At 61.3% G+C, this 18,922-nt stretch carries 18 protein-coding genes and 2 pseudogenes; 9 read left to right on the forward strand and 11 right to left on the reverse strand.

Features of this window, described 5'->3' with window-relative positions; translation table 11 throughout:
* Together HMPREF3101_RS12155 and HMPREF3101_RS08470 are read right to left on the reverse strand one after the other, a co-directional pair.
* Nucleotides 1-628, reverse strand: a pseudogene (locus tag HMPREF3101_RS12155) (hypothetical protein); the annotation flags it as partial.
* Between the two features lie 130 nt (nucleotides 629-758).
* The gene (locus tag HMPREF3101_RS08470) at nucleotides 759-2,771 is read right to left on the reverse strand and encodes a TPM domain-containing protein (RefSeq protein ID WP_070464381.1); all 2,013 of its coding nucleotides are present in this window, start codon (nucleotides 2,769-2,771) and stop codon (nucleotides 759-761) included.
* A 46-nt stretch (nucleotides 2,772-2,817) separates the two neighbouring features.
* On the opposite strand from HMPREF3101_RS08470, the gene HMPREF3101_RS08475 reads away from it, so the two are divergent.
* The gene (locus tag HMPREF3101_RS08475; protein ID WP_070464383.1) at nucleotides 2,818-4,083 is read left to right on the forward strand and encodes a deoxyguanosinetriphosphate triphosphohydrolase; all 1,266 of its coding nucleotides are present in this window, start codon (nucleotides 2,818-2,820) and stop codon (nucleotides 4,081-4,083) included.
* An 8-nt stretch (nucleotides 4,084-4,091) separates the two neighbouring features.
* On the opposite strand, the gene HMPREF3101_RS08480 is transcribed toward HMPREF3101_RS08475, so the two are convergent.
* From HMPREF3101_RS08480 to HMPREF3101_RS08510, 7 genes and pseudogenes are all read right to left on the reverse strand, one after another.
* Nucleotides 4,092-4,352 (reverse strand): metal-sensitive transcriptional regulator, encoded by a 261-nt coding sequence (locus HMPREF3101_RS08480; RefSeq protein WP_070464385.1) that lies wholly within the window; start codon nucleotides 4,350-4,352, stop codon nucleotides 4,092-4,094.
* Nucleotides 4,349-5,977 carry an FAD-dependent oxidoreductase gene (locus HMPREF3101_RS08485; protein WP_070464387.1) on the reverse strand — a complete coding sequence of 543 codons (1,629 nt, stop codon included), beginning with the start codon at nucleotides 5,975-5,977 and terminating at the stop codon, nucleotides 4,349-4,351. Before HMPREF3101_RS08485 ends, HMPREF3101_RS08480 begins: the two co-directional genes overlap by 4 nt.
* 252 nt (nucleotides 5,978-6,229) lie before the next feature.
* The gene (locus tag HMPREF3101_RS08490) at nucleotides 6,230-7,180 is read right to left on the reverse strand and encodes an ArsA family ATPase (protein WP_070464389.1); all 951 of its coding nucleotides are present in this window, start codon (nucleotides 7,178-7,180) and stop codon (nucleotides 6,230-6,232) included.
* On the reverse strand, nucleotides 7,171-7,428 hold the full coding sequence (locus tag HMPREF3101_RS08495) for a cory-CC-star protein (protein WP_052203409.1): 258 nt from the start codon (nucleotides 7,426-7,428) through the stop codon (nucleotides 7,171-7,173). Before HMPREF3101_RS08495 ends, HMPREF3101_RS08490 begins: the two co-directional genes overlap by 10 nt.
* Entirely contained in the window at nucleotides 7,412-9,124 is a 1,713-nt protein-coding gene (locus HMPREF3101_RS08500) for a carbon starvation CstA family protein (protein WP_070464390.1), read from the reverse strand. Before HMPREF3101_RS08500 ends, HMPREF3101_RS08495 begins: the two co-directional genes overlap by 17 nt.
* Nucleotides 9,125-9,242: 118 nt before the next feature.
* Complete coding sequence (locus HMPREF3101_RS08505; protein ID WP_070464392.1) at nucleotides 9,243-9,497, reverse strand: hypothetical protein; 255 nt, start codon at nucleotides 9,495-9,497, stop codon at nucleotides 9,243-9,245.
* Nucleotides 9,497-9,823: pseudogene (locus HMPREF3101_RS08510) on the reverse strand (ribonuclease domain-containing protein); the annotation flags it as partial. The pseudogene HMPREF3101_RS08510 and the gene HMPREF3101_RS08505, both read right to left, overlap by 1 nt.
* 106 nt (nucleotides 9,824-9,929) lie before the next feature.
* Here HMPREF3101_RS08510 and dnaG point away from each other — a divergent pair.
* Together dnaG and HMPREF3101_RS08520 are read left to right on the forward strand one after the other, a co-directional pair.
* The gene (gene dnaG / locus HMPREF3101_RS08515; protein ID WP_070464440.1) at nucleotides 9,930-11,858 is read left to right on the forward strand and encodes a DNA primase; all 1,929 of its coding nucleotides are present in this window, start codon (nucleotides 9,930-9,932) and stop codon (nucleotides 11,856-11,858) included.
* Between the two features lie 10 nt (nucleotides 11,859-11,868).
* A complete protein-coding gene (locus HMPREF3101_RS08520; RefSeq protein WP_070464396.1) occupies nucleotides 11,869-12,723 on the forward strand; it encodes a DUF3800 domain-containing protein in 855 nt (284 codons plus the stop codon).
* A gap of 341 nt (nucleotides 12,724-13,064) precedes the next feature.
* Here HMPREF3101_RS08520 and HMPREF3101_RS08525 read toward each other — a convergent pair whose 3' ends face one another.
* The gene (locus HMPREF3101_RS08525; RefSeq protein WP_070464397.1) at nucleotides 13,065-13,709 is read right to left on the reverse strand and encodes an 8-oxoguanine DNA glycosylase OGG fold protein; all 645 of its coding nucleotides are present in this window, start codon (nucleotides 13,707-13,709) and stop codon (nucleotides 13,065-13,067) included.
* A 19-nt stretch (nucleotides 13,710-13,728) separates the two neighbouring features.
* On the opposite strand from HMPREF3101_RS08525, the gene HMPREF3101_RS08530 reads away from it, so the two are divergent.
* Nucleotides 13,729-14,301, forward strand: coding sequence for a MazG nucleotide pyrophosphohydrolase domain-containing protein (locus tag HMPREF3101_RS08530; protein ID WP_070464442.1), 573 nt, complete (start codon nucleotides 13,729-13,731; stop codon nucleotides 14,299-14,301).
* Between the two features lie 12 nt (nucleotides 14,302-14,313).
* Here the strand turns inward: HMPREF3101_RS08530 and HMPREF3101_RS08535 are convergent, their stop codons facing one another.
* The gene (locus tag HMPREF3101_RS08535) at nucleotides 14,314-14,712 is read right to left on the reverse strand and encodes a hypothetical protein (RefSeq protein ID WP_070464399.1); all 399 of its coding nucleotides are present in this window, start codon (nucleotides 14,710-14,712) and stop codon (nucleotides 14,314-14,316) included.
* A gap of 58 nt (nucleotides 14,713-14,770) precedes the next feature.
* Between HMPREF3101_RS08535 and HMPREF3101_RS08540 the strand changes: the two genes are divergently transcribed.
* From HMPREF3101_RS08540 to HMPREF3101_RS08560, 5 genes are all read left to right on the forward strand, one after another.
* Nucleotides 14,771-15,580, forward strand: coding sequence for a lytic transglycosylase domain-containing protein (locus tag HMPREF3101_RS08540; RefSeq protein ID WP_070464401.1), 810 nt, complete (start codon nucleotides 14,771-14,773; stop codon nucleotides 15,578-15,580).
* A 134-nt stretch (nucleotides 15,581-15,714) separates the two neighbouring features.
* Nucleotides 15,715-16,989, forward strand: coding sequence for a phosphopyruvate hydratase (gene eno / locus HMPREF3101_RS08545; RefSeq protein WP_070464403.1), 1,275 nt, complete (start codon nucleotides 15,715-15,717; stop codon nucleotides 16,987-16,989).
* 139 nt (nucleotides 16,990-17,128) lie between these two features.
* The gene (locus HMPREF3101_RS08550; RefSeq protein ID WP_070464405.1) at nucleotides 17,129-17,575 is read left to right on the forward strand and encodes a helix-turn-helix domain-containing protein; all 447 of its coding nucleotides are present in this window, start codon (nucleotides 17,129-17,131) and stop codon (nucleotides 17,573-17,575) included.
* A gap of 53 nt (nucleotides 17,576-17,628) precedes the next feature.
* Nucleotides 17,629-18,201, forward strand: a complete 573-nt coding sequence (locus tag HMPREF3101_RS08555; RefSeq protein ID WP_070464407.1) for a PIN domain-containing protein — start codon at nucleotides 17,629-17,631, stop codon at nucleotides 18,199-18,201.
* Between the two features lie 92 nt (nucleotides 18,202-18,293).
* On the forward strand, nucleotides 18,294-18,887 hold the full coding sequence (locus tag HMPREF3101_RS08560; RefSeq protein ID WP_070464408.1) for an FtsB family cell division protein: 594 nt from the start codon (nucleotides 18,294-18,296) through the stop codon (nucleotides 18,885-18,887).
* Nucleotides 18,888-18,922: the final 35 nt, after the last annotated feature.

Here is an 18,922-nt window from a genome sequence, read left to right on the forward strand (position 1 = left end):
CCGCGCCTGCTGCAGCCACCCCCGCGCCACCCGCGCCTGCAGCGCCTGCAGCACCGGCAGCGCTCGCACCGGAAGCCGCCCCCGCAGTGCCAGCGCCCGCAGCGGCGGCACTGTCGCAGCGAAGTAGACGCGCGAAGTTCGCCGCCATTTGGGGGCCGGCGGGTCGCGAAGAGTCGATGTCGCGACGCAGGTGGTGCTCGAGGTCGGCCATGAGGCGTTCATCCAGTGCGACTCGCAAAGAACGGGTGCGACACCGTGAACGCGAGAACGACGCGGTCTGCTCGTACGGCTTCTCTTGACGCGGAATCAGCTCCCGAATCGCCGCTTTCAAACCCCGCGGGCTGCGCGGTTGCGCCAGGAGTTGAAGGCGGGCGGTGGGGTGGGTTGACGGGTCGTCGATACGCAGAAGTGCTTTTTCGATGGTGATGAGCTGCTCAAGCGGCACCTGGTTAGCGCGGGCGAACATCAGGGATTCGCGGTCGGGGCGCGCGCCGAAGTACGCCTTGTGCACCATTTCCCAGTCCGCGATGAGTGTGGACGACAGGCGTGCGGCAAGGGCGGTGTCGCGGTCGAAGTCCGCAAGGGCATCGACGCTTTGCGACGCAATCAAGCCAGCAAACGAAGTCATACCCAGCACGCTAAACACCCCCGCCACATGAGGAAAGTGCGCCAAGCGCCACCCTGTGGATAACAAAAACCGGGCGCTGTGGAATTTCACACAACGCCCAGTTCGGCTCGGTTCGGTCTTGTGGGGGTGGTTAGAAGGTACCCCCGCGCCCGATGGGTCCGCCGCCGGAAAATCCGCCGCCGCCGCCGCCGAAGCCGCCTCCGCCGCGGCTCCCCCCGCCGCCTCCGCCGAAGCCGCCGTTCATAATCGAGCCCCACAGCACGGCTTGCGCCATGTTGTTCGCTGTCTGCCGATTTTGGGCGGCGCGGTAGCGGTTGAGGTCATCGTTGGCGGCTTGTGCGGCGCGTCGGGCGGTGTTGGTGGCGGTGCGTGCGTAGTCGATGGCGGCGCGGGTGTCTTTGACGCGCAGTTGGTGCGCCTGGGCGTATTCGCGTTTCGCCTGCGCAAGGAGGGTGCGTGCGTGGGAGCCGATGATGCGTCCGCGGGAGCGGATGAGGTCCTCGGCGCTTTGGATTTGCGCGGTGGCTACTTGCATTTGTTGGTCGAAAAGCTGCAGTGCGCGGCTTTGGTCGCCGGCGGCGCCTTGCGCGATTTCCAGCTGCTCGTCGATCCGCGCATCCACGTCGGTCAGTTCGGTGTAGAGGGAAAGTGGGTCATGGGCGGCGCGCTCATCTGCATCCGCGAGCACCTTCCGCGCCTCTTGCGCCACGTTGTCCAACGCGGCGATGTCGATCTGCGCACCCTGCTCACGCGCTGACTTTACTTCTTCGATCTGGCGCAGTTCGTCTTCGATTTCGCGCTGCAGTGCCGGGAGGTTCGTTTGGGCGTTGCGGAGGTTTTCTTCGGCGTGTTCGATGGCGGTGAGGTTGGTGTCGGAAAGGTCGACGGCGCGGGTGGCGGCGGTGAGGACGTCGATAAGCGAGGCCTGCCTACCCGCCCCCTGGCGCACGAGCTCGGAGGCGTCGTCGAGGTGTTTTTCGGCCTCGGTGAGCGAATCGCGGGCGATGTCTACGTTGTCCACGATGGACTGCAGTATTTCTTCGTTGTGGCGTGCGCGCAGCTCATCGAGGGTGCGTTGCGCGGGTTCGAGGCGCGCGCGGATGTCGATGGTGCGTGCGCGGACCTTGTCCACTTCCTCGGGGGCGCGCATGAGCACGCCACGCATTTCGTTGAATTCGGCGGTCTTGTCGCGCAGCGCTTGTTCCGCTTTTCCTGACGACGACACGATATCCACCAACATCGCCCTCTTTTCGGGTTCGGTTTCGGGGATTGCGTCGTAAAGCTTTTGGTGCGTGTTGAATGCGCGCTGCAGCGTGGAGGTTGCGGTGTTCATCGCGGAGGTAAATGGGCGTACGCGATCGGCGCCGAACTCGGCGGTGGCCAGGCGCAGTTCCTCTTTGCCTTGCGTGATGGATTCGTCCGCGGAGACGAGTGCGTCGCGGGCGACTTGTTCCAAGGTGTGCGTTGGCAGGCGTCCTAAAGCATCGGTGTCGGAAGGATCCAGGGCGCGCGCGGATTCGAGCTGTTTCGCGGTGGTCTTTTTCGTGTTGCGTCGAGACGCCGCGTATAACCCGCCGCCGGCCAGTGCTGCAACGCCCGCACCGCCGACAAGCCAACCCGCACCGCCAGAGCCAGAGCTAGACCCCGACCCAGCGCCAGAGCCCGACCCGGAGATCACCGCATCCGCCGCATCGATTGCGGCACCGGCCCAGTCTTCCTGCGCCAGGCGCGGGTACGCCGCGGAGTCCATGGCGTCGATTTCGCGCTGCGTCCACTGGTTGCCGCCCTCGATTGCGTAGGCGCGTTGGGATGGGGAGACCGCAAGCACCGCCGTGTTTGGCCCGTTCGCGTCTACGGCTTGGGATGCCCACGTATTCGGTGCTGTCCCGCCAAAGGACTCGACGAACACCACGCGCAACGACTTGCCTTTTTCCGCGCTGACCTGCTGCACTGCGTGTTCAACGCGTGAAAGATCGTCTGCGGATAGCACTCCGGCTTCGTCGGTCACCGGCGCGGTTAAAAGGCGTGGTCCGGTGGTGGTGGATTGGGCGTGGGCTAATGGGGCGTCGATAAGCATGGCGATCGGGGCGACGCTGAGGCCGAACCCGGCGGCGACAAGGACAGGGACGTGGCGAAGTTTCATGGCACTCAAGGGTAGTCCGATTATGCAGTAGATAGGCTAAGGAGTTGTGAGCCGATACCGTTATACCCCGGAAGATGCCGAGCGACGCGTCAGCGAGGCACCCAAGGGTTCCCAGATTGCGCCGGATGCGGATACGCGCGGCGCGTTTGCCCGTGATCGTGCCCGCGTGCTGCATTCGGCGGCGTTGCGGCGCCTTGCGGACAAAACGCAGGTCGTTGGCCCGCAGGACGGTGACACGCCGCGGACGCGTCTGACGCACTCGCTGGAGGTGGCGCAGATCGCGCGCGGTATCGGCGTCGGCTTGGGCCTGGACCCGGATTTGTGTGAGCTGGCTGGCCTGTCGCATGACATTGGGCATCCGCCGTACGGGCATAACGGCGAGCGTGCGCTGGATGAGGTTTCCGAGTGCGGTTTTGAGGGTAACGCGCAGACGTTGCGGATTCTCGCCCGCTTGGAGCCGAAGGTGCTTGACGGCGTGGACTCTTATGGGCTGAATCTGACGCGTGCGGCGTTGGATTCGGCGTGTAAGTACCCGCGTACTCGCACGAATGCGGACGGGACGGTGAACAAGAAGTACAGCGCTTATGACGAGGACGCGGCGATCCTTGCGTGGGCTCGCGAGGGCCATGTGGATGATCGTCCGCCGATTGAGGCGCAGGTGATGGATTTCGCTGATGACATTGCGTATTCGGTGCACGATGTTGAAGACGGCATTATTTCGGGGCGTATTTCGCTTAAGGTGCTGTGGGATTTCGTGGAGCTGGCAGCCTTGGCGGAGAAAGGCTCGGTGGCTTTTGGCGGCAGTGCTTCATTGCTTATCGACGCCGCGTCACACCTCCAATCCCTCCCCTCCATCTCTCGCGCCGCAGATTTTAATTACACGCTTGCCGCGTGGACGGAGCTGAAGCAGTTGACCAGTGAGCTGGTGGGGCGTTATGTGGGCGCGGTGACACAGGCGACGCTGGACGCGCACGATGGCCAGCCGCTCGGGCGCACCCACGGCGATCTGATCATCCCGCCGAATATTGAGGCTGAGGTCAAGTTGCTGAAAACGATCGCGGTGCTCTACGTGATGGATTTGCCTGCGCATACGGCTCGCCAGGACAGGCAGCGCGAAAGCATCTTCCGGGTCTACGACTATTTGAAGGCCGGCGCGCCGGGCACCTTGGACACGATGTTCCAGCAGTGGTGGCTGACCGCGGAGACGGAGATGGAGCGTGAGCGCGTGATTGTGGATCAGATTGCGTCTATGACGGAGTCTCGCTTGGAGCGCGCCGCGAAGAAGGCCGCCGCGTTCGACGGCTTCTTCTAGCCGCGCTGCTACGAAAGTGAGAGGAAGAGTTTCTCCAGCTTCGCTGCATCCACGGCGTCGGGTCCTTCCTCCAGGTAGCACTGCTTCAGTCCTGCGGCGATGATGGAGTAGCCGGCTCGGTCGATGGCTTTGGAAGCGGCGGCGAGTTGGGTGATAGCGGCCTCGCATTCCTCGCCGGCTTCCAGCATCCGGATGACCGCATCGATTTGGCCGCGTGCGCGTTTCAGCCTGGTAATGGACGGTTTGATCTTCACGGGGTCAAGCTTCATGCTGTTCCATGTTTCCAGGTGAGGTAGCCGCCGTCGAGGTTGGCCACGTCGTAGCCTAAGTTGCGCAGCAGGCTGGCAGCGTTGTGTCCGCGGAGGCCGACTTGGCAGTGCACGATCACGTCTTCGTGGTCGGCAATTTCGCTGTGGCGTTCGCGAAGTTCATCCAAGGGGATGTTCACGGCTCCCGGGATGGGGGCGGAGGTGTGTTCGGTGGGCGTGCGGACGTCGATAAGCAAGGCGCCCTTTGCCATCCTGCCGGCTAGTTCGTGCCACTGCACGGTGCGCTCGCCGCGTCGAATGTTGTCGTTGATGAAGCCGGCGAAGTTCACTGGGTCTTTCGCTGAGCCGAATTGCGGGGCGTACGCGAGCTCGAGGTCTGCAAGGTCAGTGGCGTGAATGCCTGCGCGTATGGCGGTGGCGATGACGTCGATGCGCTTGTCTACACCGTTTTCGCCCACGATTTGTGCGCCCAGGATCGCGTCGGTGTTCGCGTCGACTACTAGTTTCATGTGCAGCTGGGTCGCGCCTGGGTAGTAGCCGGCGTGGTCCGCGGGGTGGAGGTGGATGACGCGCACGTTGCGTCCCGCGGCCCGCGCGCGGCGTTCGTTCCAGCCGGTCGAGGCGGCAGTGAGGCCGAACAGTCCCACGATTGCGGTGCCGAGCACTGGGCGTATCGACGCCTCACGCCCCACCAACACATCCGCCACCAACCGACCGTGCCTGTTTGCGGTCTGGGCGAGTGGGACGAGGACGGGTTCGAGGGTGTGGAGGTCGGGTTTGAGGGTGGCGTCGCCAAGGGCGAAGATGTGGGGGTCGGAGGTGCGCAGCTGTTGGTCCACCACGATCCCGCCGTTGTCTGCAACTTCAAGGCCGGCGTCTTTCGCAAGTTCGCTTGCCGGTCGCACACCGATCGCTGCGATGACCACGTCTGCCGCAACCGTCTCGCCGGAGGCGAGGACGACGCCTGCGTCTGTGATCTCGGCGGCCTGCGCGTTGGTGCGCACCGTCACGCCGTGTTCTTCCAGGCGTGCTTGCACGAGGTGCGCCATTTCCGGATCCAGCGGCCCCATGATCTGGTTAGCGGCTTCCACCACGGTGGTATTAAGGCCCCGGTGTCGGAGGTTTTCGGCCATCTCGAGTCCGATGAAGCCGCCGCCGATAATCGCAACGGAACTAGCGCCAGCGCCAGCACTAGCGCCAGCGCCTTCGAGAGTTGCGACGATACGATCCACGTCCTCCACAGTGCGAAGTGTCAGCGCACGTTCGATGCCGGGGATCGGGGGTAAAAAGGGGGTGGCGCCGGGGGAGAGCACGAGGTCGTCGTAAAGGATCTGCTCCCCGGTGTCCGTGATCACGGTGCGGGTGGCGCGGTCGATGCGCACGGCGCGGGTGTTCACGCGTACGTCGATGTTGAAGCGGGTTTTCAGTGACTTCGGTGTTTGCAGCAGCAGTGCGGAGCGCTCTTCGATGACTCCGCCGACGTAGTAGGGCAGTCCGCAGTTGGCGAATGAGACATGCCCGGAGGCTTCGAGGACGATGATGGTGCGGGTTTCGTCGTTTCTGCGCAGCCTCGTCGCCGTCGACATTCCCCCCGCGACACCCCCGATGATCACTGTTGTTGTCATCGTGGACCCCCTAGCCGAAGAGTCTGGCGAAGAAGCCGCGCTTGGCGTCGGATGATGTCTCGCGTGGGCATTGGCACCACTGGCCGGGCGCGACGCCGGCTTTGACTTGGTCGATGTGTTGGCCGCAGCCGGCCCAGGTGGTTTTTCCGCAGGTTTTGCAGGGGACTGGACGGCACATGGGTGTCTCCTTAGGTAGAAACTTAGGTAGAAAAACGCCGTGTTGACGCCACCCAATATATACCCCGGGGGGTATCACTGCAAGAGGTAGCCTGCAATCTGGCCGAGTGCCTCACGTGTGCCTATCTCTCCGGCCAGCCACGGCAACTCCACGCGCGGCACCGTGGGCAGCAGCGTAGATAGCAAGGAAAACGCCTCGTCTTCGACGTTGCGGCGTGCCGCCATGAACTCCCCGTCATCGGCGGGGCTGCGACGGTTGATCACCAAAGAGCCCACGCGGATGCCGTGTTGTGTGAGCTCTGCGTGCAGCTCCGCGCTTTCAAGCACGGGCAGGCGTTCGGCGGTGAGCACGATGTGGAACACGCAGCGGGCAGGATCTGTGAGCACTTCACGCAAGCGCTCAAACTTCCGGCGCCTGCGCAATAGTGCCGCGCGGATCTCGGAATTCCGACGCTCCACCGGATCACCACTGTCCACTACCTTGCCGCTTAGGCCGCGCATGGCGCGGGAGAACGCGTCGGACTGTTCGCGGCGCTCCATCAGCCCGCCTGTGTACGCGGACATCAGCTCTGGCAGCGCAAGCAGGCGCGCGGTGTGTCCGGAGGGGGCGGTGTCGAAGATGACGTGGTCGTAGCCGTCGGCAAGCGAAAGCTCCGCCACCGCCTCCAGCATCGCGGCCTCGTGCATGCCGGGGGAGTTGCGCGACAGGTCCAGGTGGCGGCGGATCTCTGCATGCATCCGCTCCGGCATCATCGCGCGCATGGAGCGCTCGACTTCCGCCAGGTGGCGCTCAGTTGTCGCCGCTGGGTCTAGCTCCACCACATCCAGCCTCGGCTCCAACTCGCGGGGTGTGTCGGTCAGTGTCGTGGACCAGATGTGGCCGAGGTTGTGGGCGGGGTCGGTGGAGATGAGAAGCACGCGCCGCTGTGAAGCGGCAAGGCTTACCGCCGTCGCTGCAGACACCGTGGTTTTTCCCACCCCGCCTTTGCCGCCGAAGAACATCACGGGCGCGGTTTCTAGCAGCATCGGACTCCATCCAGAGGTGAGCGTTCCATACCCATGCGGGTGTGCCAGGCGTGGAAATCTTCATACATCAGCGGCATAAGTTCCAGCGTGTAGTAGGTAGCTGGGTTTGGGATGCCCAGCAGCTCGGAGGCGACCAGCAGGGTAAACAGGTCGTCTTCCTCGCGAGCTGCCCGGGCGAATTCGCGACGGTACGGCGCCTTGTAGAACTCGTCTAACCCGGCGCCGATTGCCTTAAGACGTTCGAACATCCGCCAATTCACCCGGCATCGTTTCGTCATCACGCCACTGCACTGCCGGCTCGCGGCGTGCCTTGGAAATGGCGGTGAACGCTTCGACGATGACCCAGATTGCGCAGCAGATGATGATCACGTCGAGGACCAGCAGCAGCCAGTTGCCGGAGTTGTAGAACGTGCGTACCTGCAGGATTGCCGCCCACAGGGACATGGCGGTGACAAACACCAGCGGCAAAAGGATCGGCAACGTCGGGCGGCGCAGCTGCGTGAGGATCACGGCGACGATGGACAGTGTCAGACCAGCCATGAGCTGGTTGGTGGTGCCGAACAGCGGCCAGATCAGCATGCCGCCGGAGCCGTCGGTGCCCATGGAGAAGGTTAGGCCCATCGCGCAGCCGACGGCGATGATGGTGGCAACCAGGCCGGAGACCTTGAATCCCATCAGCTCGCCGATCTCGCCGACAACCAGGCGCTGCAGGCGCACGCCGGAGTCCATGGTGGTGGCGGCAAACAGCACGGCCATGGTGGCCAGGATAGTGGCGGACAGGGAGGCTGGGATGCCCAGGCCCTCGTTCATCAGCGCGCCGCCGCCTTGAATGAAGGCGTTGACGCCGCCGGCGTTCCACTCGTTGTAAATGTTCTCCCAGTCGGTGAGCGTCTTGAAGCCACTGGTGGTGGCAACGATCGTGCCAAGTGCCAGCAGGCCTTCACCAACTGCGCCGAAGTAGCCGACGAAACGTGCGTCCGTTTCCTTGTCCAGCTGCTTGGAGGACGTACCGGAGGCCACGACGCCGTGGAAGCCGGAGATGGCGCCGCAGGCGATGGTGACAAACAGAAGGGGGAAGATGCCGGGGGTGCCGTCCGGGACGGTGTCGCGCAACGCGGGTGCCGCAACTTCTGGGCGAACCACCAGGAAGGAGCCGTAGAGGATGATCAGGCCAACGAAGAGCTGCAGGCCGTTGATGTAGTCGCGAGGCTGCAGCAGCACCCACACGGGCAGAAGCGAGGCGACGAATGCGTAGGTGAACAGGAAGATGATCCACCAGCCGCGGTCCGGGATGCCCAGCATGGTCTCTGGCAGGGCGAGTGGCACGCGATCGCCCAGGATCATCAGGCCGTAGAGTGCGGCAACGCCCACGATGGACACCAAAGGCAGGTTCCAGTTGAGGCGGTAGATGGCCTGGCCGATTAACAGTGCCACTAGGATCGCACCCCAGGTGGGGATAACGGCGGATGGGGTGGAGATCAGCAGGTTCGAAATCACCACGGCAAACGCGGTGTTGACCATGAGCAGCAGCAGGAAGATCACAACCAAAAACAGGTTGCGGCCGCGTGCGCCGATGTAGCGGCCGGACAGGGTGCCGATGGATTGGCCGCGGTGGCGTTGGGACGCCCACAGTGCACCCAAATCATGCATGCCCGCAAAGAACACTGTGCCAAGGGTTACCCACAGAAAGGCCGGCACCCAGCCCCAGATCACCGCGACGGCCGGGCCGATGATCGGCGCGGCACCCGCGACGGAGGTGAAGTGGTGGCCCCACAGCACGTATTTGTTGGTGGGGACGAAGTCCACGCCGTCCTCCATGGTGTGGGCGGGGGTCTTGTACGCGTCTGAAAGTTGGTAGACCTTGCGGCCGAGGAATTTGGAATACAGCAGGTATCCGGCGGCCATCATGGCCAGGCCAACGAATACGAGCAGAAGTGAGCTCATGTGGTGCTCCAGTCATGGGTAGGAACTTCTAACTACGCACAAAAGTATGACATAAAACACACTTGATTTGTAGAGGTTTTCACAGGCATTTAGCAGCCGCGTATGACTCGGTCCTTAGCTACCGCACGAGCTGCACGCCTGCATCTTCAAACGCATCGAGCATTTTGCTTGTTAACGCCCCCGTCAACCCCCAATCCGCCACCACGACCTTGCGGTAGCGCGGCGAAATTTCGCGCAGTAAGTCGGCCAGCGCGTCCAGGTTGCGGGCAACGGGACGTTCGGCAGCGGATTCCGGCCCGTAGGCGGCGACGTTGATGGCGGCGCCAAGGTCGGCCACGCTTCGCACGGGGCGGGTTACCCAAATAGTCAGCATTACTTGCCCTCCACTTCGTTGGCCGAGATTTCACAGAACGTTTCGTAGTGGTCGTCGGTGTAGAACCATTCGTTGATCACCCCGTCGCCACCCCCGCCGGTGACTATGCGGCGCACCCCGCGGTGGGTTACCCCGGGGGTGTCCACGGTGTATTCGCGGTAGTAATCCCGCGCCTGGCTAGGTAGGTGGCCTTCGTAGTTGCCGAAGCGTTTGTCGTCGTTAACCGGGTAGGGGTAGGGCCCACCTTCGTTGATCAGGGAGATGGTGTCTAAGGCTTGTGCGGGGAGGCGTCCACAAGCAGGAAGCCCCGACGGCCCCACACCCGTGCCTACCCCCACACCAGGTGCGGCGCACGCGCTGAAAACGCAGCAGGCGGCGAGTGCAATGAGACGTTTCATGGGTGTCTATCGTGCCACGCGCTACCATGTGCGCATGGCTAAGGGGAGAATTCCGGATAGTGATATTGAGGCTATCCGTGAGCGCGCGCCGATTGAGGAGATTGTCGGTGAGTATGTGCAGCTCAAACCTGCAGGCCACGATTCGCTGAAGGGGCTTAGCCCGTTTAAGGACGAAAAAACGCCGTCCTTCCATGTCCGTCCCGCACGGGGTTACTATCACTGCTTTTCCACGGGTAAAGGTGGGGACGTTTTTGGTTTCCTGATGGAGATGGAGCAGCTGACCTTCCCGGAGGCGGTGGAGGCGGTTGCGGATCATATTGGGTACCGCATCAACTATCAGGGCGGGTCCACGGGCGCGCGCGATGTGAAGCCGGGCACTCGCCAGCGCCTGCTGGCGGTGAATAAGGCGGCGCATGAGTTTTATCGGGAGCAGTTGGAGACTCCGCAGGCGCAGGTGGGGCGCGAGTTTTTGCTGAATCGCGGTTTTACACGCGAGCACATTTACCAGTTTGAGTGCGGCTACGCCCCAGACGGCTGGGACTTATTAACTAAGCATCTGCTGCGCAAGGGGTTTGACGTCCAGGAGCTCATCGCCGCCGGTGTGACCAGTCAGGGCAAGCGTGGCCCTATTGATAAATTCCGTCGCCGCCTGCTGTGGCCCATCAAGGATGCTGCCGGCAATGTCATCGGTTTTGGGGCTAGGAAGCTTTTCGACGATGACCCCATGGGCAAATACATGAACACCCAGGACACGCTTTTGTATCACAAGTCGAAGGTCTTGTTTGGCCTTGACCTTGCGAAAAAACACATCGCCTCTGGCCACCAGGCGGTGATTGTGGAGGGCTACACGGACGTGATGGCTATGCACGCCGCCGGCGTGGAAACCGCCGTGGCCGCCTGTGGCACTGCGTTTGGCCGGGACCACTTACAGACCATCCGGCGGCTCATGCTGGATGACAACTTCTTCCGTGGCGAGCTGATCTATACCTTCGACGGTGATGAAGCCGGACAGAAGGCGGCGATGCGCGCCTTTGAGGTGGACCAGGATTTCGTGGGGCAGTCGTTTGTGGCGGTTGCCCCGGACGGGATGGATCCGTGCGACTTGCGCCTTGAGCGTGGCGACGCTGCCGTGCGCGACCTCGTCGCCCGGCGCATCCCCATGATCGAGTTCGTACTGGAGTCTATGCTCGCGGACTTCTCGCTGGATTCGGCCGAAGGCCGCGTCCAGGCACTGAACCGCACCGTTGGCGTGGTCGCGGAGATCAAGGACCCCGTTCTGCGCACCGAATATGCACGCAGGCTTGCCGGCTGGGTGGGGTGGCCGAACCCGGATGAAGTCTTAGCCAAGGTGCGTGAGGCGGCGAAGGCTCCGAAGCGTGAGTTGAGACGTGAGTTGAGACGCAGCCAAGATAGCCCCACTAGCGGCACCGGAACAACGATGTCTGCCGACCCGTCCGCACCGCGCTTCCTCGTCCCCAACCCCGCGGACCCGATGCTGTGGCCGCAGCGTGAATCGCTGAAAGCGGCACTGCAGTTCCCGGAGAAAGCCGGCAGCTACTTCGACGGTATTAACCCGGATGCGTTTAGCAACCCGGCGTACCGGGAGGTGCGTGAAGCCATCGGTACCGTCGGCGGCGCGGCAAGCGCAAGCGGCAACTCCAACTGGATCGCCGCCGTGGCAGGGGAGATGCGTGAGGCCAACGGCCGCAACTTCGTCGCGGAGCTTGCCGTGGAAGAGATTAATGCCGACAACATCGACGTCTACATCGACTCTGTGCTCTCGCGCCTGCAGGAAACGCGTGTGGGCGACCAGATCGCCCAGCTCAAGGCGCAACTGCAGCGCATGCGCCCGTCTGATGACGAAACCGCATACAACGCACTATTTTCGGACCTGCTCGCGTTAGAGCAGGCGCGCCGGGAACTTAACACCCGGGCGCTGCGCTCCACCCCACCCGGAGTTTAATGGCAAGCGCGTGCACGACCCGCATGCGCCATTTCTTGTTCTTGGGGGCTTTGGGATTGATAGTGAGTATGTTCCGCAGCTCGCTGCCAAGGTTTCCGAGGTAGCGCGGTTGTACGGTTTCAACCTCGAGTATCCCAATGAACTGAAGTTTCAGCATGTGGCCACTCAGAAAGATAGTGAACGGAAGCCACAATGGATGATACGAGCAGGTCTCGAGACTCTGGTTGCTCGACGGGCCCTTGTGTATTCATGTCTGCGCGCGGCAGCCTCGGTCCCCACGGTGGAAGTTCTGTGTGTAGGTGTCAACGTTGGAAGGCTAGAGGAAACCCAAAATCCTATTCAACAGGTGGTTACACCCCTACTAGAGCGGATCGAACTCAATTGTAAGAAGCACAATACTCACGGCCTCGTAATGATGGATGAAGAACGCAAGGACGACAAGCTCCTTCGAGAGACGCTTCGGGATGGGTCGCCATTTTTTAAGTATGAGAGCCTGCCCGACACTATTGCGTTTATGCCTTCCCAGGAGAGCGCCGGTATTCAAATCGCTGACCTGATTGCAGGTGGCTTTCAAAGGTATGTGAATGCTTCTGATCCAGGTTATTTGCGCACTTTTCTCAAATCTGTCGACGGGTTTCCGGAGAATGTGGTTGGGAAGGGGCTTAAGCTCCTCGACCGTGCCGATCGATTACTCCTACCTGAACGCCGCACGGTGAACTGGTCTGAATTTGATAGGGCAATCCATACTTACGAAATGGAGGTCCATCAACCTTCGAAAAAACTAAGCTGGCGTGCTGATGGGGCACCTAATCTTTTGTTCGAGAACGACTGGGACACCGACTGGGACACTGCGGTGAAAAAATGAAGCGACCGAGTGCCTTATCGGCAACGGGAAACGAAGCGTCCCTCTCGGTCAATAATTCACAGAGTAGTGCGCTGGACATGCTCAGTCAATGGCATTTCCGAATTCGAGTGGGGCGACGGCCGGAGTATATGGAGAAATGGCAGGAAAGCGACAATTCGGAGAAACTCCGGTCTGCTAAGAAAGCGGGCGTCGTAGCCCGGGTCATTGAATCGTGCGACCTGAACGAAACGCCAGCAGTTTCTGGCGAAATCGTCCAAGCCGCCCGAATATTAGCCGAATCGAAGACATGGTAGTCCGGGGCCTCTGGCCAAGTTCAGCTAAAAACTTGCAGCTGTGGCGAACTACTTTTCGGCGGCCTTGGCTGCTTCGCGGGCTGCCAGCTCCACCGCATCCAACGCCTGATCGCCGCTGCGGGCGGCACGAAGGGCGTCGAGGTACTGGCCGTACTCTTCGGCGGTCCAGTCGGCGTGCTTAGTCAAACCCGCAATGCGTGCGCGGTTGGAGCAGATGATCGTCGGCTTGTTCTCCTCGCCATCTTCCTGCTCGCCGGCAAGGAAGTAGGCGATTGCGGAGGCGAACTTCGGTGGCAGGCCGGTGCCCACCAGCAGTTCGTAGGCGGCAACCGGCTCGATGTCGTCTTGCAGCTTGCGCACCGCGTTCAAAAGCTTCGCGGCGTTGCCCTTGTTGCGCAGGAAGGCCTGCAGTTGCGTGACCTGGTTGGACTTGCCGGCCATGTAGGCGAAGCAGGCGCCCAGGAAGTCGATGATGTACTCGCGCGAAAACTCGGACTCGTGGACTACGGATGCAAAGTCGAAGACTTCGCTGCGGGTGATGGTCGCGTTGGCGTCGTCACGAAATGGCGGGACGCGGCGCAAGTGGTGCGGCCAGCCGGTTTTCCAGCGGATGGGGGAGAAGCTGATGGAGTGTTCCATCACGTCGCCGTGGGTGGGCGCGTGGTTTTCAAGTGCCTGCGAAAGATCAGTCATGGGTTCTATCATCGCATGCATGCCTACGCTTGTGCTTGACCCTCGCTGGCCTGACATGGTTCCGGTAACAATCGCCCAGCAAATTACGGGCCCGGTTGAGTACACCCCCGAAGTTCCTGAACATGCTCGCGCGTGGCCGCACAAAAAGGGAGCTAAGTGGATTGTCACCACAGAAGATCGTGAGGGTATCCGCGTCTCGTCGCTGCATGACCCTGTCTACCAGGCGGTGCGAACGATGCATGCGGCGCGTACGCGTGGGGAGTGGGAGCAGGCGATGACGCATGAAACGTTGATTCCTTACCTGCTGGAGGAATCGCAGGAGCTTGCTGAGGAGATCACCAACCCCACCTCGGAGGTGAATCTGCGCAAGGAGCTTTCAGACGTGCTTTTGCAGGTCCTGTTCCACGCCGAGATCGCCGCAGAGCGCGGCGCTTTTACGTTTGAGGACGTCGCGGCAGCCTTTGTTGCCAAAATGCGACAGCGTGCGCCGTATCTTTTCGACGGTTCAACCGGCACCGTCCCTTCCGCCGAACAGGATCGCCTGTGGGAGGAGGGCAAGCGCCGGGAGCGCCGAGAGCGCCGGGAGCTCTAGTCCGAAACGAGATTACGGCAGCAGGTTGCGCAGCTCCGGCAGGCCGGCGCGCGAGGAGAGCTGCGAGACAAACTCGATTGCCTGGGACTGCGGGGTGACCGGGTCCGGCTTGACCACGCCGCACTGCAGCGCGCGGTCGCCCAGTTTGTTCACGGTCGGCGCGGTGACGAGGCGCAGGGAGGAGTCGTCGCCGATTGCGCCGTTGACCTTGGTTACCAGCTGGGAGCGGGTGGTGTCTGCATCTACAAGGCCGGAGACGCGCAGTGCCGCGCCGAGGGTGTTGCAGTCGGCGGTTTCAACTTCGCCGTTGACTACGCGGATGAGCTGGACGAGGGAGTTGTCGGCAGCGGCGGCGGGTGCAAGGGCGACGGCGGCTGCTACCAGGCATGTTGCGATACGAGTTTTGTGCATAAAAGCACTATAGCTGTTACGGAAGTGACGCGTGTGACTCGTGCTAGAATTTTTCGCCATGACTACCCGGCGTGCCTCCCGCGCGGCGAAGGGCTGCGGCTGCGCGGGCCTGTTCGCCGTGGTGTTGACCATTGTGTTGGTTGCCGCAGTTGTCGCCTGGCTCGCCTCGCTCATCAACACTCCGGTGCTTCCCGCACAGCGCAAGCCGGTCCCTACCCACATGCCGCCGGATGCGGCTTTAGCGCCTCCGCTTATTAACGTCCACGCTCCCGGCCGCACCGCCAACAACTTGGGGCAGTGGGCGCAGCCCATTGCGGACGAAACTCGCATCGACCCCCAGGCGGTGCGTGCGTACGGCAACGCCGCCTTGATTGCCGCCGAGGCGTGGCCGGCGTGCAACTTGCAGTGGAACACGCTTGCGGGCATCGGCTGGGTGGAAACCCGCCACGGCACCTACACCGGCCGCAGTTTTGACCCGGCGAGGTTGACGCCGGAGGGGACGCCGGAGCCGCAGATTATCGGCCCTGCCCTGGACGGTACGGGCAACTTCGCCCTGATTGCGGACACCGACGGTGGTGTGTTGGATGGGGATACGGAGTTTGATCGCGCGGTTGGCCCCATGCAGTTCATTCCGGAGTCCTGGGCGCGCTTTGGCCGAGACGCGGACGGGGATGGTTACCCAAATCCCCAGCAGATTGATGATGCCGCACTGGGCGCCGCCAACCTTTTGTGCGCCAACGGCCGTGACCTATCTACTGAGGACGGCTGGCGGCAAGCCATTTATGCCTACAACCACTCCAATGACTATGTGGCGAAGGTACGCGACGCCGCCGCTAACTACGCGTTGAACCAGCCAGCGCACCGCTAGGTGCACGTTTTTGCACATCCGACCCCACAGTCGGCCTGTATAAAACAATTGGTGTTCTCAATGCAGGCGGGGTGAAAACGTGCAACAATTGGACACGTACTAGTACTTGTTCCACACCAAGGAGTTGAACCGGCATGTCCGACATCATCCACGTATTTGCTCGCGAGATTCTTGATTCCCGCGGTAACCCCACCGTTGAGGCAGAGGTCTTTTTGGATGACGGTTCCCACGGCATCGCCGCCGTACCGTCTGGCGCGTCCACGGGTGAGCATGAGACGCATGAGCTGCGTGATGAGGACGAGCGTTACCAGGGCAAGGGCGTGCAGAAGGCCGTTCACAACGTTAACGAGAAGATTGCAGATGAGCTGGTTGGCGTTGAGGCTGATGACCAGCGTGTGATTGACCAGATCATGATTGAGCTGGACGGCTCGGACAACAAGAAGAACCTGGGCGCAAACGCAATCCTGGGTGTGTCCATGGCGGCTGCCAAGGCTGCGGCTGATTCCGCGAACCTGCCGCTGTACCGCTACATCGGTGGCCCGAACGCGCACGTATTGCCGGTGCCGATGATGAACATTCTCAACGGTGGCGCTCACGCTGACTCTGGTGTGGATGTCCAGGAGTTCATGATCGCCCCGATTGGTGCGGAGACTTTCTCTGAGGCGCTGCGGGTTGGCACTGAGGTGTACCACGAGCTGAAGGCTGTTATTAAGAGCAAGGGCCTGTCCACTGGTCTGGGTGATGAGGGCGGGTTTGCTCCGTCTGTCGGCTCCACCAGGGAAGCACTTGATCTGATTGCAGAGGCTGTGGAGAAGGCTGGCTACAAGCTTGGCGACGATGTCGCGCTCGCCCTCGACGTCGCCTCCTCCGAGTTCTTCGACAACGGTGTGTACAACTTCGAGGGTGGCCAGCACTCCGCTGAGGAGATGGCGAAGGTGTACGCAGACCTGATCAATGAGTACCCGATTGTTTCCATCGAGGACCCGTTGGATGAGAACGACTGGGAGGGCTACGTCAAGCTCACCGCTGAGATTGGTGACAAGGTCCAGATTGTTGGCGACGACTTCTTTGTCACTAACCCGACCCGCCTCCAGCGCGGCATTGATGAGAACGCAGCCAACGCGCTGCTGGTGAAGGTCAACCAGATCGGTACCCTGACCGAGACCTTCGATGCCGTGGACTTGGCTCACCGCAACGGCTACCGCACAATGATGTCGCACCGCTCCGGTGAGACTGAGGACACCACGATTGCAGATCTTGCTGTGGCCCTTGGCTGCGGCCAGATCAAGACTGGTGCGCCGGCGCGATCCGAGCGTGTTGCTAAGTACAACCGCCTGCTGCGCATTGAGCAGGAGCTTGGCTCGGCCGCTGTCTACGCGGGCCGCAGCGCCTTCCCGCGTTTCAAGTAAGCGCATATAGCGCCCCTGTCGCTGATCCCAAGGGGGGGGATCGCGGCGGGGGTATTTTATATTGCACTTGCAAGTGAAAAGTCCGTAGTCTGGTCTTCCAGATCAAATTACGCAGCATTGAGCATGTTGGAGGTGTTTCATGTCTGCAAAAGTTATGCAAGAAAGCCAGCTTACGATCAGTGAAAACACTGTCCGTGATGCTCGTGATGTGCGGTTGGAACCAGGTGTTTCGCTGTCACTGGTTGACCAAAACGGAAAAACCCTGCCGCTTTCTTCCAGCTTGGAAGATGTGCTGTTGCAGGCGCTGGCATCGATTGCCCGAAATGGTGAGGTGTCGATTTCCCGTGTGCCCGATGAGCTTTCGAGCAACGCTGCGGCAGATATCTTGGGGGTTTCTAGACCCACGTTGCTGAAGTGGGCACGTGAAGGTGTAATTCCGTCGTTCAAGGTTGGAACGCATACCCGCTTTAAACGTGACGCGGTAATGGAGCTCAAGGCGCAACGCGCTAAAGAGCGACGTGATGCGTTTGCTCGCCTGCGTGACTTTGAATGGGAGAACCGAGAAGTTCTCGATATTGAGTTCTAAGTTCGAGTCCATTTTCTTCTCGCAGCTGTGCGTCTCTCCTAGAATGAGGTGCTGTGACGCAACGAGTGTTTGTGGACGCGAATGTCCTCTTTAGCAAGACCTGCCGGGATTGGTTGTATTTTCTCCGGCAGGAAAACGAAGGCATGTTTCAGCTGAGTTCCACAAACGATGTCATGGTTGAAGTGCTTTATCATTTGAGAAAGAGAAGCCCCAAAGCTGGTAGTGACATTCTGAAAGCGCACTTTAACCAGATAAGGGACCTGATTGATGAGGTAGTTGAGTCATTCCCGGGTGATGCGCAATTCACAGGGTGTGATAAAGGGGACTACCACGTGCATGCGGCGGCGATCGCTTGCCAGGCAGATGTGGTTCTTACCAACAATTCGCCAGCGGACTTCACCGATAACGAAGATGCAGAGCCGTATGAGATTTATACTGCTGACGACTTTTTCGTACTTGTAGCTGACTCGAATCCAGCATCGATCTTGCGTGTAACTAAAGAGCAATTTGAATATTGGGGAAACAAGCCGGGAAGTCGGCCCCTTGACAAAGCCCTAATAGCTGCGGGTTGTCCGCAGTTTGCGGAGCGAGTTCGTGAGAACTTGAGGAAAATCGCGTTGATGTAGCTCCTGTCTAGCCTTCTACTGGTGCTGGTGTCCCGAGGAAGCCACGTCAAAACCCCAAACGCCCCCACCCCCGACTAAGCTCAACAATCACTATGACCCCAGATGCACCAAAGCCGCGCCGGAAGCGTCGCGCGCCGAAGACGGTTCCCGTTGCTTCCCGGGACCGCGCGCAGCGTGAGCAGGCCGAGGCCCGCAAGAAGCGGGGTCGCGCGAAGCCTTTGATCCTGCAGCAGGACCTCGCATCCACGGGCATCCTGATCGCGGTGATCCTCACCGTGCTGATCGCTATTGCGGTGCCGCTGCGTAATTACTACGAGGGGCGTAGCGAGATCGCCCGTGCCCAGGCGTCCATTGAGGCGCTCCAGCAGCGTAAAGACGAGTTGGAGGCGGACATCGCCCGCCACGAGGACCCGGTCTACGTTGAGCAGCAAGCACGCCGACGCCTCCGCGTGCTTGCAGAAGGGGAGTCTGCCTGGCGCATCATCGACCCGCGCATGACGCAGAACCCCGCGATTACTAGCGAGGAAGCGCCTGACGACCGCGAGTGGCACCAGTTCCTCTGGGACAGCCTCCGTGAAATCCCCGAAGTCGAAGCTCACGAGGCCGAAGCCGAAGCACCTGAAGCCGACATCCCCGTGCCCGAAGAGCCCGAGGAAGCTCCAGCACCCGAATCCATTGAGCATTAGACCGTGAGCATGCTTTGTGGCTGCATGCTCACGGC

Source organism: Corynebacterium sp. HMSC29G08 (assembly GCF_001806875.1).
Lineage (GTDB): Bacteria > Actinomycetota > Actinomycetes > Mycobacteriales > Mycobacteriaceae > Corynebacterium.